The organism is Mesorhizobium sp. AR10 (assembly GCF_024746795.1).
Classification (GTDB): Bacteria; Pseudomonadota; Alphaproteobacteria; order Rhizobiales; family Rhizobiaceae; genus Mesorhizobium.
Map to the genome: position 1 here is coordinate 578,168 of NZ_CP080523.1, position 13,880 is coordinate 592,047.

At 62.2% G+C, this 13,880-nt stretch carries 7 protein-coding genes, 8 pseudogenes and 1 riboswitch; of the genes and pseudogenes, 4 read left to right on the forward strand and 11 right to left on the reverse strand.

Features of this window, described 5'->3' with window-relative positions; genetic code table 11:
- Positions 1-36: 36 nt before the first annotated feature.
- Positions 37-768, reverse strand: a pseudogene (metK, locus tag LHFGNBLO_RS02725) (methionine adenosyltransferase); the annotation flags it as partial.
- Between the two features lie 116 nt (positions 769-884).
- Between metK and LHFGNBLO_RS02730 the strand changes: the two are divergent.
- Positions 885-2,137 (forward strand): annotated as a pseudogene (locus LHFGNBLO_RS02730) (IS256 family transposase).
- Between the two features lie 65 nt (positions 2,138-2,202).
- Here the strand turns inward: LHFGNBLO_RS02730 and LHFGNBLO_RS02735 are convergent.
- From LHFGNBLO_RS02735 to LHFGNBLO_RS02780, 10 genes and pseudogenes are all read right to left on the reverse strand, one after another.
- Positions 2,203-2,640, reverse strand: a pseudogene (locus tag LHFGNBLO_RS02735) (S-adenosylmethionine synthetase N-terminal domain-containing protein); the annotation flags it as partial.
- A gap of 55 nt (positions 2,641-2,695) precedes the next feature.
- A pseudogene (gene glyA, locus LHFGNBLO_RS02740) lies at positions 2,696-3,104 on the reverse strand (serine hydroxymethyltransferase); the annotation flags it as partial.
- Positions 3,105-3,843: 739 nt separating this feature from the next.
- On the reverse strand, positions 3,844-4,605 hold the full coding sequence (locus LHFGNBLO_RS02745) for a hydroxymethylpyrimidine/phosphomethylpyrimidine kinase (protein WP_258599988.1): 762 nt from the start codon (positions 4,603-4,605) through the stop codon (positions 3,844-3,846).
- Positions 4,596-5,201: a thiamine phosphate synthase gene (locus LHFGNBLO_RS02750; protein ID WP_258599989.1), complete on the reverse strand. Its 606-nt coding sequence runs from the start codon at positions 5,199-5,201 to the stop codon at positions 4,596-4,598. The genes LHFGNBLO_RS02745 and LHFGNBLO_RS02750 overlap by 10 nt, the downstream gene beginning before the upstream one ends.
- Positions 5,198-5,971 (reverse strand): thiazole synthase, encoded by a 774-nt coding sequence (locus LHFGNBLO_RS02755; protein WP_258599990.1) that lies wholly within the window; start codon positions 5,969-5,971, stop codon positions 5,198-5,200. Before LHFGNBLO_RS02755 ends, LHFGNBLO_RS02750 begins: the two co-directional genes overlap by 4 nt.
- 3 nt (positions 5,972-5,974) lie before the next feature.
- Positions 5,975-6,172 carry a sulfur carrier protein ThiS gene (gene thiS / locus LHFGNBLO_RS02760; protein WP_258599992.1) on the reverse strand — a complete coding sequence of 66 codons (198 nt, stop codon included), beginning with the start codon at positions 6,170-6,172 and terminating at the stop codon, positions 5,975-5,977.
- On the reverse strand, positions 6,141-7,142 hold the full coding sequence (thiO, locus tag LHFGNBLO_RS02765) for a glycine oxidase ThiO (protein ID WP_258599994.1): 1,002 nt from the start codon (positions 7,140-7,142) through the stop codon (positions 6,141-6,143). Before thiO ends, thiS begins: the two co-directional genes overlap by 32 nt.
- Positions 7,139-8,974 carry a phosphomethylpyrimidine synthase ThiC gene (gene thiC / locus LHFGNBLO_RS02770; protein ID WP_258599996.1) on the reverse strand — a complete coding sequence of 612 codons (1,836 nt, stop codon included), beginning with the start codon at positions 8,972-8,974 and terminating at the stop codon, positions 7,139-7,141. Before thiC ends, thiO begins: the two co-directional genes overlap by 4 nt.
- A gap of 103 nt (positions 8,975-9,077) precedes the next feature.
- A riboswitch (TPP riboswitch) is annotated at positions 9,078-9,194 on the reverse strand.
- Between the two features lie 524 nt (positions 9,195-9,718).
- A pseudogene (locus LHFGNBLO_RS02775) lies at positions 9,719-10,583 on the reverse strand (radical SAM protein).
- Between the two features lie 37 nt (positions 10,584-10,620).
- Positions 10,621-11,871 carry an IS256 family transposase gene (locus tag LHFGNBLO_RS02780; RefSeq protein ID WP_258600489.1) on the reverse strand — a complete coding sequence of 417 codons (1,251 nt, stop codon included), beginning with the start codon at positions 11,869-11,871 and terminating at the stop codon, positions 10,621-10,623.
- Positions 11,872-12,033: 162 nt separating this feature from the next.
- On the opposite strand from LHFGNBLO_RS02780, the pseudogene LHFGNBLO_RS02785 reads away from it, so the two are divergent.
- From LHFGNBLO_RS02785 to tnpB, 3 pseudogenes are all read left to right on the forward strand, one after another.
- Positions 12,034-12,235: pseudogene (locus tag LHFGNBLO_RS02785) on the forward strand (cytochrome B); the annotation flags it as partial.
- A gap of 157 nt (positions 12,236-12,392) precedes the next feature.
- Positions 12,393-13,216 (forward strand): annotated as a pseudogene (locus LHFGNBLO_RS02790) (IS5 family transposase).
- Between the two features lie 279 nt (positions 13,217-13,495).
- Positions 13,496-13,726, forward strand: a pseudogene (gene tnpB, locus LHFGNBLO_RS33595) (IS66 family insertion sequence element accessory protein TnpB); the annotation flags it as partial.
- Positions 13,727-13,880: the final 154 nt, after the last annotated feature.

The following is a 13,880-nucleotide window of genomic DNA, read 5'->3' on the forward strand; positions in this document are numbered from 1 at the left end:
TGGCGATCGATCCGGCGTCGGCCCTTGCGCGCCGGCGAGTCCCGCCTCGCGCCGCAAGTCGTCCGCTCTGTCCGTCCTCTCCCAGGTGAACTCAGGTTCTTCGCGGCCGAAGTGCCCGTACGTAGCGGTCTTGCGGTATATCGGGCGCAAGAGATCAAGCATCTTGATAATGCCCTTCGGTCTGAGATCGAACAGCTCAAGAATGAGCCGCTCGATCCTTTCTTCCACGATCTTCGCGGTCCCGAACGTGTTGACCAGGACAGACACCGGAGCGGCCACACCGATCGCGTAGGCAAGCTGAACCTCGCAGACCTCCGCAAGTCCGCTAGCCACGACATTCTTCGCGACATACCGGGCCGCGTAGGCGGCCGAGCGGTCAACCTTGGACGGGTCCTTGCCCGAAAAGGCTCCGCCGCCGTGACGCCCCATCCCACCATAGGAATCGACGATGATCTTGCGTCCATTGAGGCCGCAGTCACCGTGCGGCCCACCGACTACGAACCGCCCAGTTGGATTGACCAAGATCCTGATCCCCGTCGTGTCCAAGTGGGGCGGCAAGACCGGCTTAATGATCTCCTCAATGACGCCTTCCCGGACTGTTTCTTGTGTGACCTCCTCGGCATGTTGCGTCGACAGGACTACGGTATCCAGCGCCACCGGGCGCAAACCTTCATAGCGGATGGACACTTGAGATTTTACGTCCGGACGCAGCCAGCTCAGCTGTCCCGCTTTGCGGACCTCTGCCTGTCTTTTCGTCAAGCAGTGAGCGGTGCCGTCGCAGGAGTGGTTGGAATTGTGAGTTGGCGTAGTCTCCGGGGTGTCAAACCTCGAATCATCCGGCGTTAGAGCGCCGGACAGGAGACTACGCCATGACAAGGACTACCATGAATGCGGAAGCCGTTCATCCTGGGGATGAGGCGACGAGCTATCTTTTCGACAACTGGTTTGATCCGATTGAAGCTGGCCTGCGCGAGCGGGTGCGCGGCTTCATCGAGACGATGCTCGAGACCGAGCTGGACGCGGTGCTTGCCCGTCCCCGTTATGGCCGGCAGCCGGCGGCGCGCGGTGATGAGACCACACCGGTGTCGCCGGCCACCGCCACGGCAGCCGGACGCGCACGCTGACGGGGACCTTCGGCACCACCGAGCTCACGGTTCCGCGGGCGCGCCTCGATGCCGGCGAGGACAAGACGGTGGAATGGAAGAGCAAGGCCTTGCGCGCCTATCAGCGGCGCACGATGGCCGCCGACGCGCTGATCGCGTCGAGCTACCTGGCGGGCACGAACACCAGGCGCGTGCGGCGTGCGCTCGCCGCGCTGTTCGGCGGCGCGATCGGCAAGGACGTCGTCAGCCGCACCTGGCGCAAGGTGAAGACGGACTGGGACGCCTGGAATGCCCGCTCTCTGGCCGACGAGCCGATCGTGCGCCTGATCCTCGACGGGACGGTGGTTCGTGTCAGGCTCGACCGCAAAGCGACCTCGATCTCGCTGCTCGTGGTCATCGGTGTGCGCGCGGACGGCCAGAAGATCCTGCTCGCGGTCAAGAATATGGGTGGCGAGACGACGGAGGCCTGGCGGGCCATTCTCGACGATCTCGTCGGGCGCGGCCTGCGCCGACCTGAGTTTCTCATGGTCGATGGCGCACCTGGCTTGGACAGGGCGATCGCCGCGCTGTGGGACGGGGTGCCGGTGCAGAGATGCACGGTTCACAAGCACAGGAATCTGCTTGCCCATGCTCCCGAGCGGCTGCATGAGGAGATCAGCGCCGATTACACCGACATGATCTACGCGGCCACGCCGGAGGAGATCGAGAGCCGCCGCAAGGCGTTCCTGCGCAAATGGCGGCTCAAGTGCCGGGCGGTGGCCGATAGCCTGGAGGAGGCCGGCGAGCGTCTCTTCGCCTTCACCCGGCTGCCGCCGAGCCAATGGAAAAGCGCCAGAACAACAAACGCGATTGAGCGTCTGCATGAGGAGTTCAAGCGGCGCATCAAGACCCAGACCGTTCTGCCTTCGGCCGAAACCGCGGCAATGTTGTTCTGGGCGTTGATGGCGTCCGGTCAAATCTCGATGCGAAAGATCGACGGCTGGCAGACGCTTCCTACGAAGCCACGCGATCAGCAGATTGACCTCGCCGCATGAGCCGATAATCTTAACCTACCGGAGGCTGCTCCGCCGAATTCCAACACGACCCGCTACGGCACCCAGTGAGCGAGCTGGATCGGCAAGGGCATCAGTGTATCGGTCTCGCTGCATGCGAACCCGAACATGAGGCCCTGATCCCCCGCTCCCTGCTCGAGATCCTGCCCTCGTCCCTCGTCAACGCCCTGGCTAATGTCGGGCGACTGCTCTGTGAGAGCCAAAACGACGGCGCAACGCCGACCATCAAAGCCGATCGCATCGTTATCATATCCGATATCGACAATCGTATCGCGCGCAACCTGGCTGTAATCGACCTGCGCATCGCTAGTGATCTCGCCAGCTAGAACGACCATCCCTGTTTTCACCAATGCTTCGCAGGCCACGCGCGCCTTTGGGTCGATCCTTAGGATCGCATCGAGGATGGCATCCGAGATGTTGTCGGCCATCTTGTCCGGGTGTCCCGCGCCGACGGATTCGGAAGAGAATACGAACTGCCTAGTCATTGAATGTCCTCGTTTCAGATGTTGCAGTTAGGTGGCGACCTTCGATTTGCCCGCCTTACCTGTCGGTGATGCCAGGGACATCGAACGCAGCGCAGAAGTCGGCGACGTCTTTCCGCACGCAGGCATGGACATCCGGATCATTGGGCTGGCGGCAGACCAAGGTCGATGAAGGCGGCAATCTGCGCCATTTCCGCCTCGCGCATGCCCATCGACGTCACTGCTGGCGACCCCAGGCGAATTCCGCTTGTGACCGCCGGATGGCGCGGGTCGCCCGGCACCATGTTAAAATTCGTAATGATGCCGGCCTTTGCCAGCCGCTCGGCATAGGCTTTGCCAGACAGTGGCCGATCGCGCAGATCAAGGATCAGCATGTGATTGTCAGTCCCACCGGTGACCAGATCATACCCTCTCTCCAGGAGCGCCTGAGCCAGCGCCTTGGCATTCTTGACGATCTGCTGACCGTATGCGTAGGCGACTGACCAGTGTCATCATTGGTCAGCATCAAGCCATATGGAAAAATTGGGCGCTCGTCCTACTGACTTTGTCACTTGGCGTTCTCCGTCGATGCTACAGCTTTCGAACAAATCTGTTTTTGCTTCCAATGCCCAGACAATCACGCTTGTCGCGAGGCATACGCCTGTTTTGCAAGCATGTACTTGTTTTGAGAAGACGGTGGCGGTGTTCGAACGACCAAGATGAGAGCTGATCTTCTTGCCATTGCCGCTAAACAGAGATTGAATGCTGTTCGGTGGTCGCGTCACCTCGGTTTTGACCCGCTAACCTCAGATGTTGCGATAAGAGTAACATTCACAGCGGTTTTGAGTTGCTAAGAGTCTATGAATTTCTTTGAAAGATCTGTTGCAACGCTGCACGCGAATGGCGAGGTGCTGATCAGGTGGCGAGCAGCGGTAAGACAGGCGGCCAAATCGACAAGCGCTTAATATACCGGCCATCTGATCGCGGCGACCACCGGCTCGCATCGGACCGGCTTCGACAATTTTGGTCGGACGTGGATCTCGCTTGTTACAGCGCGGTTGAACCTTCGCGGTCCCTCCAGCGGACGAGAGCTCAACCTTCAGTGACGAGAGGTCGTCGACGCAAGGAACCCACGTCCGAAGGCTGTCCATGAGTGTCAGCGCTTGAAGACTACACTGGCGATATGACCAGGCGGACCGCCTCGTGGCGCACATGGAGCGGTCGCTATCACGCGGCCGCATTCTCCTTCAGCGTCTCGAAAACAAACAGCTTACCTTCGCGCACGCCGTCTTCGAGTGGGCTCGCTTTCGCCATATTCGCCGCAATCGCACTGGCCAGCATGCATCCCGTCCCGCGCATCGACGTAGGCAGACGCGGTGTGTCGAAGCGGACTGGTTCGTGATCGGAGCGCACCAGAATATCGGTTGATCGAGGTCCCGATGCATGGCCGCCCTTGATCAGCAGGGCCTGCGCTCCGGCGTTCAGCGATTCCTGGCCTTGCCACACCGCGCTGTCCTCATCCACTGCCAGTTCCGAGCCAACCAGGAGCGCCAGCTCGATGAGATTGGGTGTGACGAGACGGCAAAGCGGTATCAGATTGCGCTTCATGACGGCGATGGCACCTGCTTCCAGCAGCGCCCGGCCTGAGGTCGAGGCGAGCACGGGGTCGAGGATTGCCGGCACCTGCGGATTTTCGCGCAGCACGCCGGCAACGGCAACGATGATCTCGGCCGTTGCCAGCATGCCGATCTTGATGGCCGCCACCTCGTTGGCCTGCAGCGCGGCGCGCATCTGATCGGCCACCAGACTGGGTTGCGAATGATGGATTTCCATGACGGCTTCGTGCGTCTGCACCGTTAGCGCGGTGACAGCTAGGCAGGTTCGCACGCCAATCGAAGAGATCGTCTCGATATCGCGCGCAATTCCGGCACCCCCGCTGGAGTCCGAGCCACCGACGACAAGCACATAAGGGTCTCGCCTCAGCGCCATCGGTCTGTCTTTTCGATCCACTCTCGCGTGCGCGCTTGGGGATCGGCATTCAATGTGATGTCGGTGACCACCGCCGCGCTGTCCGCACCGGCCGCAAAGGCGCCGTCGAGCCGGTTAGGGTTGAGGCCACCAATGGCGACCAGAGGAACCGGTGCTACGCGACGCTTCCACTCGTTGATCCGTTCGACGCCTTGCGGGGCCCATTTCATCTTCTTCAGGATGGTCGGGTAGATGGGGCCGAGCGCGATATAGTCGGGCCCGGCGGCCATCGCCGTTTCCAGTTCGATATGATCATGCGTGCTCAGTCCGAGCCTCACGCCGGCTACCCGAATCCGCGAACGATCGGCGGTCTGCAAATCCTCCTGGCCAAGGTGGACGAAGTCGCAGCCTTCCTCGATGGCCAGGCGCCAATGGTCGTTGACTATGAGCTGGCAGTGGTGCTGGGCGCACAAGGCCTTTGCCTTGCGGATCTCCGCGCGCAACCGGGCCTCATCCAAGGTCTTGATGCGAAGCTGAACCAGATTGACGCCGAGTGGGACCAGCCGTTCGATCCAGGCAGCGCTGTCGACGATCAAGTAGAAGGGATCGAGCTTCATGAAAAAACCGCCCTGCCGATTGTCGGCGTCGATGGCACGGCGACGTCACGCGGTTCGAGCATTCCCGAGCTGTAAGCTTCACGACCGGCCTCGACAGCCTTGCCGAACGCACGCGCCATGCCGACCGGATCAACCGCCCTGGCGACCGCTGTGTTCAGCAGCACGGCGTCAAAGCCGAGTTCCATGACGGTTGCCGCATGCGACGGTCGTCCGAGCCCCGCATCCACAATCAGCGGGACGCCAGGGAAATGTCCGCGCATCGAGCGCAGTGCCATGATGTTGACCGGGCCGAGGGCGGAACCGATCGGCGCGCACCAAGGCATCAAAACCTTGCAGCCCGCCTCCAGCAGCCGCTCGGCGACAACAAGGTCATCGGTGGTATAGGGGAAAACCGCAAAACCGTCCTCGCACAGGATGCGGGCGGCTTCGACAAGGCCGAACACGTCCGGCTGCAGCGTGTCGTGGTTGGCGATCACTTCGAGCTTGATCCAGGTCGTACCGAAAACTTCGCGCGCCATTTTCGCGGTCGTGACCGCTTCCTTGACGGAGTGACAGCCAGCAGTGTTGGGCAGGATTCTGACGCCGAGCGAGCGGATCAACGACCAAAATTGTTCGCCGGCCCTGCCGCCCGCCATCTCACGGCGCAACGAGACGGTCACCACCGACGTGCCCGACGCCTTGACTGCATCGGCAAGGATGGCCGGCGAAGGATATTGAGCGGTACCGAGAAGCAGGCGGGAAGGGAGCGTCGTTCCAAGGAGATCGAACATGGTCTAACCGCCCTGCATGGGTGAGAGGATTTCGATCCGGTCGCCGTCGCTCAACTGGAATTCCGCGCGGTTGGCTTTGTGCACGAGATCGCTGTTGACGGCCGTTGCCAGCCAATCGCCCTCATAGTCGAGCGCGGTAAGCAGCTCGGCCAGTGTGGTGGCGGCAACCTCATGCGCTTCGCCGTTGACCATCAGTTTCATGAGCAAGTCCCTTGGTTCTGTCTTGATTGAAAATCAGGTCGGCCGCCTGGCGCGCCATGGCGGGGGCGAGAAGAAAACCATGGCGATAGAGCCCGTTGATCGCGACGGTGCTTCCACATGCCTCGACACGCGGCAGATTGTCGGGAAAGGCCGGACGGACGCCGGCGCCGGTCTCAATGATGCCAGCCTCGCCGAAGGCCGGATGGAGAGCATAGGCCGCGCCCAAAAGCTCCATCATCGAACGCGCCGTGACCGGTCCTGTGGACTGGCTTTCGATCATCGTCGCGCCAACCATGAAACGGTGATCGGTACGCGGCACCACGTAGAGCGGAAAGCGCGGATGAAGCAGTCGGACCGTGCGTGACAGCGAAATGTCCGGCGTGCGCAGGATCAGCATCTCGCCGCGAACGCCGCGCAGGCCGTCGTCTTCTGCCGCCATCCCCGTGCAGTCGATCCGGCGATCGAAACCGGAAATGTGCCGGGCATCGGCGCCGAAGCGGAATTCGACACCCATGGCAGCGAGCCTGTCATGAAGTGCCGCCATCGCGTGCCGCGGGTCGAGATGAGCCTCATCGGGGAACAACAGTCCGCGCCTGAAGCGGCCGGCGAGGTCGGGTTCCAGGAGCGCAATCTCATCTTCATCGACACGCCGATGGCCGGACGTGCGGCTGGCGAACCGGTCAAGCTCGCCCGCATCGCGCGGTGCAGCCACAACCAGCGTTCCGGCCCGTGTCACCTGGCCGGGCAGCACTGCATCCCACCAGCCGGCGGCATCGCGTCCGAGATCCAGCACCGGCTGCTCGGCGCTTTCACGCTCGCACCATGGCGCCAGCATGCCGCCGGCGAACCACGATGCATTGCCACCGATGCCATGCCGGGTCTCGGCGACTGTGACTGTCGCGCCGCGGGCGGCGAGCTCGAAGGCGGCGGTGAGGCCGGCGACGCCGGCCCCTTTGACCAACACCCTCATGACGGTTCCGGCGCCTCTGGCATGAGCGGTGCGTCGGTCTCGTCTACCGGTAGGTAGAGATCGCCGCCCTCGCGGTATTTCGCCGCCATTGCCGCCATGCCCTCTTTCTGTGCCTCGGCGCGGATGTCGTGAGAGATACGCATGGAACAGAATTTCGGTCCGCACATCGAGCAGAAGTGCGCCAGCTTGTGCGCCTCCTTGGGCAAGGTCTGGTCGTGGAAGGATCGCGCCGTTTCGGGATCGAGCGACAGGTTGAATTGGTCCTCCCAGCGGAACTCGAAGCGCGCGCGGGAAAGGGCATCATCCCTGACTTTCGCTGCCGGATGACCCTTCGCCAGATCGGCGGCATGGGCGGCGATCTTGTAGGTGATCACGCCAATCTTGACGTCGTTGCGATCGGGAAGGCCGAGATGCTCCTTGGGCGTGACGTAGCAGAGCATGGCGGTGCCGAACCAGCCGATCATGGCCGCGCCGATGCCGGAGGTGATGTGGTCATAGCCCGGCGCGATGTCGGTCGTCAGCGGTCCAAGCGTGTAGAAGGGCGCCTCGCCGCAGACGGCGAGCTGCTTTTCCATGTTCTCCTTGATCTTGTGCATCGGCACGTGGCCGGGGCCTTCGATCATTACCTGGCAATCCTTCGCCCAGGCGATCTGCGTCAGCTCGCCGAGCGTTTCCAGCTCGGCGAATTGTGCTGCGTCATTGGCGTCGGCGATCGAGCCGGGACGAAGACCGTCGCCGAGCGAGAAGGACACATCATAGGCACGGCAGATGTCGCAGATCTCCGCGAAATGCTCGTAGAGGAAGCTTTCGCGGTGATGGTGCAGGCACCATTTGGCCATGATCGAGCCACCGCGCGAGACGATGCCCGTGACCCGGTCAACGGTCAGCGGGATGTAGTGCAGCCGCACGCCGGCGTGGATGGTGAAATAATCGACGCCCTGTTCGGCCTGCTCGATCAGCGTGTCGCGGTAGACCTCCCAGGTCAGGTCCTCGGCGATGCCGCCGACCTTCTCGAGCGCCTGGTAGAGCGGCACCGTGCCGATCGGCACCGGTGAATTGCGCACGATCCAGTCGCGGATGTTGTGGATGTTGCGGCCGGTCGACAGGTCCATCACCGTATCGGCGCCCCAGCGGATCGCCCACACCATCTTTTCGACCTCCTCAGTCATCGAGGAAGTGACAGCGGAGTTGCCGATATTGGCGTTGATCTTGACCAGGAAATTGCGACCGATGATCATCGGTTCGCTCTCCGGGTGGTTGATGTTGGCGGGAATGATTGCCCGCCCGCGTGCTACTTCGTCGCGCACGAATTCCGGCGTGACGAAGTCGGGGATCTCGGCGCCGAAGGCCTCGCCGTCGCGTTGCAGCTTGCCGCGCAGGGCCTCGCGGCCGAGGTTCTCGCGGATGGCGACGAATTCCATTTCGGGGGTGACGATGCCGGCGCGCGCATAGGCAAGCTGGGTCACCACCTTGCCTGATCTGGCCCTGAGCGGCCGGCTGCGAACGGAAAATTCCGGCGTCAGGCGCTCGCCAGCCACAAATCCATTGTCTTCCGGCCGGACATGGCGGCCGTCATAGGCTTCGACATCGCCACGCGCCGTAATCCATTCCTGGCGAAGCCGGGCGAGGCCTTTTTCGATACTGGTTTCGACGGTCGGGTCGGTATAGGGGCCGGACGGATCGTAGACGGTGACAGGCGGTTCGCCCGCCGTCGGATGGACGGAGATTTCGCGCATCGGCACCTTGATGTGCGGATGGAGGATGCCGGGCTTGTGGATTTTCCGTGAGGCGGGCAGTGGTCCCGTCGAGACGGCGGGGGTGAGGGCATTCATCTTGAGGCTCCTTTGCTCATGCATTGGAGACCCAGTTCCGTGCCGGAAGGATGAAAAGACGCTTTGGCCGCCCGTTCGAAACAGGACTTCGGGCGTGAACTCCCGCAAAGCGCTTGCACCGTCCCTACGCCAGTATGAACTGGATCAGGTTCAACGGGTCACTGCGCCGCGAAAGCCAGCAGTATCTCAGCCCCTTGCCGGGACTCCCCTGGTGAATGCTCCGAATTGAACGAGCCGGCGCTACTTTGTCAAGCGCCTTCGGGCCGCGGGAGTGGTCGACGGCCAATCAGACCGGGCAGAAAAGCTCGCGCATGCGTCGGCGACAATCACGCCCCGAAAACCTGGGCAGGGATACGGGGATCGCCAAACCTTCGGGGCTTAAAGATCGATTCTTATGATGGTCTCGCCTTCAATCGGCACTAAACGTTTGCGCGTAGATCGCCTCGATCCGACCTGCCGTCGTCATTGGTCAGCGGCGAATTCATTTTCGTGGGCGCCGGTTCGACAGATGACCACCAGTGAAGGAAACGGAAGGGCAGACTGGCCAGCCGCGGCATGTCGATAAGGACAGCCAACTGTTGCCGAATCGAGCTGCAGAAAGGCGGTTTCTTCGGCAGGGTCCGTTCGAAAGGATTGCGACCACCACGCTGCCACGGAACGGTCGTCGAGAACATCGCCAAGCTACCCAAGCCGCTAGCGAAGAGCGGTAATCCCTTTGGCCTCCGCTCATGCCGATTGCTGTGCTTACGGGGCAACCCGGTCGAGAAATGCATCGAATGCGGCAGCAACAGCGCGAATCACAAAGCGATGCTCCTGCCGCACGCGAATGAAACCCTTTTCGATGTCCACTATGCCGTCCTCGGCCAGCATCGCCAAGCCTTCGGCTGAATCGAGAAAACGGATCGGATCAGATCCGTGACCGGCACAGATTGCCGGCACATCCGCCTCGAGATCGCACATCAATCGCTCGATGATTGCCGCTCGCACGCGGTCTTCGTCGGTGAGACGGTAGCCCTTTGACGTCGCCAGACGGCCAGCTGCGATGTGCCGGGTGTAAGAATCCCGTGTAACCTCGTTCTGCACCCGGTTGACCGCTTTTTGAACAACGGATCTGCACGCCGAGGCTTGCGCGGTTCACGCCGGCTGCTCCCCAGGCTTCGGCCATCTCGGCCGTGAAGGTGCGCGGATCAATCTCGACCGCAACCGCAGCCGTTTCCCTGAGCGCGAAGCGGTCGCGCAGGAAGTCCATCAGAGCGAGGAACTCAGCTGGCCCGATGAGGGTCGGCGTTCCGCCGCCGAAATGCACGTCGCACACGGCCAGCGCCTGCGGCGCTTGCTCCGAGACCAAACGGATCTCGTCACGTAGCATCGCCAGATAATTCAGGATCGGCGCATCATGGCGGGCTATGGTGTTAGGGAAGCCGCAATACCAGCACATCGATCGGCAGAACGGAACGTGGAGATAGAGCGACGCCGGATCGTCGGCCGGCAGGCCCCTGAGCCATCCCTCATAAGCGTCGGCACCGACCGCCGCGGAGAACTCCGACACAGTCGGATAGATAGTGTACCAGGGCAGGCGGGCCGGTGCCGTAGCGGGTCGTGTTGGAATTCGGCGGAGCAGCCTCCGGTAGGTTAAGATTATCGGCTCATGCGGCGAGGTCAATCTGCTGATCGCGTGGCTTCGTAGGAAGCGTCTGCCAGCCGTCGATCTTTCGCATCGAGATTTGACCGGACGCCATCAACGCCCAGAACAACATTGCCGCGGTTTCGGCCGAAGGCAGAACGGTCTGGGTCTTGATGCGCCGCTTGAACTCCTCATGCAGACGCTCAATCGCGTTTGTTGTTCTGGCGCTTTTCCATTGGCTCGGCGGCAGCCGGGTGAAGGCGAAGAGACGCTCGCCGGCCTCCTCCAGGCTATCGGCCACCGCCCGGCACTTGAGCCGCCATTTGCGCAGGAACGCCTTGCGGCGGCTCTCGATCTCCTCCGGCGTGGCCGCGTAGATCATGTCGGTGTAATCGGCGCTGATCTCCTCATGCAGCCGCTCGGGAGCATGGGCAAGCAGATTCCTGTGCTTGTGAACCGTGCATCTCTGCACCGGCACCCCGTCCCACAGCGCGGCGATCGCCCTGTCCAAGCCAGGTGCGCCATCGACCATGAGAAACTCAGGTCGGCGCAGGCCGCGCCCGACGAGATCGTCGAGAATGGCCCGCCAGGCCTCCGTCGTCTCGCCACCCATATTCTTGACCGCGAGCAGGATCTTCTGGCCGTCCGCGCGCACACCGATGACCACGAGCAGCGAGATCGAGGTCGCTTTGCGGTCGAGCCTGACACGAACCACCGTCCCGTCGAGGATCAGGCGCACGATCGGCTCGTCGGCCAGAGAGCGGGCATTCCAGGCGTCCCAGTCCGTCTTCACCTTGCGCCAGGTGCGGCTGACGACGTCCTTGCCGATCGCGCCGCCGAACAGCGCGGCGAGCGCACGCCGCACGCGCCTGGTGTTCGTGCCCGCCAGGTAGCTCGACGCGATCAGCGCGTCGGCGGCCATCGTGCGCCGCTGATAGGCGCGCAAGGCCTTGCTCTTCCATTCCACCGTCTTGTCCTCGCCGGCATCGAGGCGCGCCCGCGGAACCGTGAGCTCGGTGGTGCCGAAGGTCCCCGTCAGCGTGCGCGTCCGGCTGCCGTGGCGGTGGCCGGCGACACCGGTGGTCTCATCACTGCGCGCCGCCGGCTGCCGGCCATAACGGGGACGGGCAAGCACCGCGTCCAGCTCGGTCTCGAGCATCGTCTCGATGAAGCCGCGCACCCGCTCGCGCAGGCCAGCTTCAATCGGATCAAACCAGTTGTCGAAAAGATAGCTCGTCGCCTCATCCCCAGGATGAACGGCTTCCGCATTCATGGTAGTCCTTGTCATGGCGTAGTCTCCTGTCCGGCGCTCTAACGCCGGATGATTCGAGGTTTGACACCCCGGAGACTACGCCAACTCACAATTCCAACCACTCCTGCGACGGCACCCATTGGTAGTGGTTGCCTTACTGACCTCGACGACACTCGTGGTCGTACCGGCTGGCCACAAACGACTGACGCCTCTTGGGGCATCGAATGGGTCGGGGACGGCGCATGAGGCGCTTGCCAATCGCATGCTGGCTCTGGTCGCGCTTCATATCGGCGGTGTCCTGGGGAGCTTCAGTCACAGCGAGAACCTCGTGCGCGCCATGATCACTGGACGCGAGCGCGTGCCGGAAGGGGGCTACGTCGCTTGACAGGAAACCGTTCCCGGAGTGCGGCCAAAGCAAACGTCCGAAATTCGCAAATGCACCGACACAGGAGCCTCGTTCGGGCCAGCCTTCTCTTAGAGGCTGTTTGGAAAATCGGATTTGAGGGGTTTCGTTTGCGCATGAAGTCTGATTCAGAGCGTGGATGTGGACCGAACAGAGCCGTGGCCGTGTTGCCAAGATCGCGCGTAAGACGAAGCGTTATCCGTGTGATCTGACAGATGAGGAATGGGAGCGGATCGCGCCACTGATGCCGGTTCCTGGTCGGCGTGGGCGTCCCCGCGAGGTGGATTTTCGGGAGGTAATCAACGCGGTGCGCTATCTGGTGCGCTCAGGCTGTGGGTGGCGGATGTTGCCCATTCATTTTGGGCCGTGGCAGACGGTCTATAGCTGGTTCCGCGAGTTGGCACGGCGCTTCCTTTTTCAGACGATCCACGACGTGGAACTGATGCTCGACCGCGAGCGGCAGGGTCGCGAACCTTCACCCAGCGCTGGTGTGATTGATAGTCAGTCGATCAAGGCACCCCATGCAAAAGCACGAGGCTACGACGCGGGTAAGAAGATCGTTGGCGCAAGCGCCATATTGCGGTCGATACGGACGGACGGCTCCTGATGGTCAACCTGACCACCGCTGACATCTCCGACAGCGCGGGTGCGCAGGCGATACTCGACGGCATCCGCAAACGCTGGCCGTGGGTCAAGCATCTCTTCGCCGACGGGGCCTATGACCGGCTCAAGCTGATGGATAAGGCCTGCTATCTCGACTTCATCGTCGAGATCATCCGCCGCTCCGACGACCAGAAAGGCTTCAAGGTTCTACCGCGTCGCTGGGTCGTCGAACGGACGTTCGGATGGATGATCCGGTGGCGACGCCTCGTGCGCGATTACGAGCAGCGCATCGATGTCTCGCAGGCCATGATCCTCGTCGCCATGGGCGGCATCATGCTACGCAGAAACGCCCATCCGTGATTTTCCAAACCGACTCTTAGGCCCGATGGCACTCGCCCTGAGCTTGTTGCTGCTGCTATCTGCCTCTGAAAGGGACAACAATGCTCGCCCGGCATCTTGTCCCGATCCTGCCCGCTCCATTCGCTGCGCTCCCGTGTTGGGTATAAGTCCGCTTTGAGCGCCGTCTCCTTTGGAACCGTCCTCCGGGACAGAAACCATCAACCAAAGGAAAAGACCATGACCAACAACCGCAACACCAAGTCCGAGGCGAAATTGCGCGCCACATAACCGTTCAACGGCGCGCTTTACGTGTTCCGCTCGAAAAGAGCGGACAGAATCAAGGCGGTCTGGTGGGACGGGTCCGGGGTATGCCTGTTTGCCAAGACGCTCGAGGAAACGAAGTTCTGCTGGCCACGCATCGGGCCCTCGCGTGTTCAGCTGAACCACGCTCAGCTCTTGGCGCTGGTTGACGGGCTGGACTGGAAGAAGGTCCGGCCGGCGGTGGTGAGGCGGCCGCAATCGGTAGGCTGAAGAGCCTGTGGCAAGTTGAATCAGGCCATTGAAAGCGTTGGGAAAACGGCTGCGAACATGCTGTGATGCCAGTCATGGCGATGGCTGCCGAAGAGCTTCCGGACGACGTTGATGCGCTGAAGGCGATTGTCGTGGCGCTCGCCGAAAAGGCCGC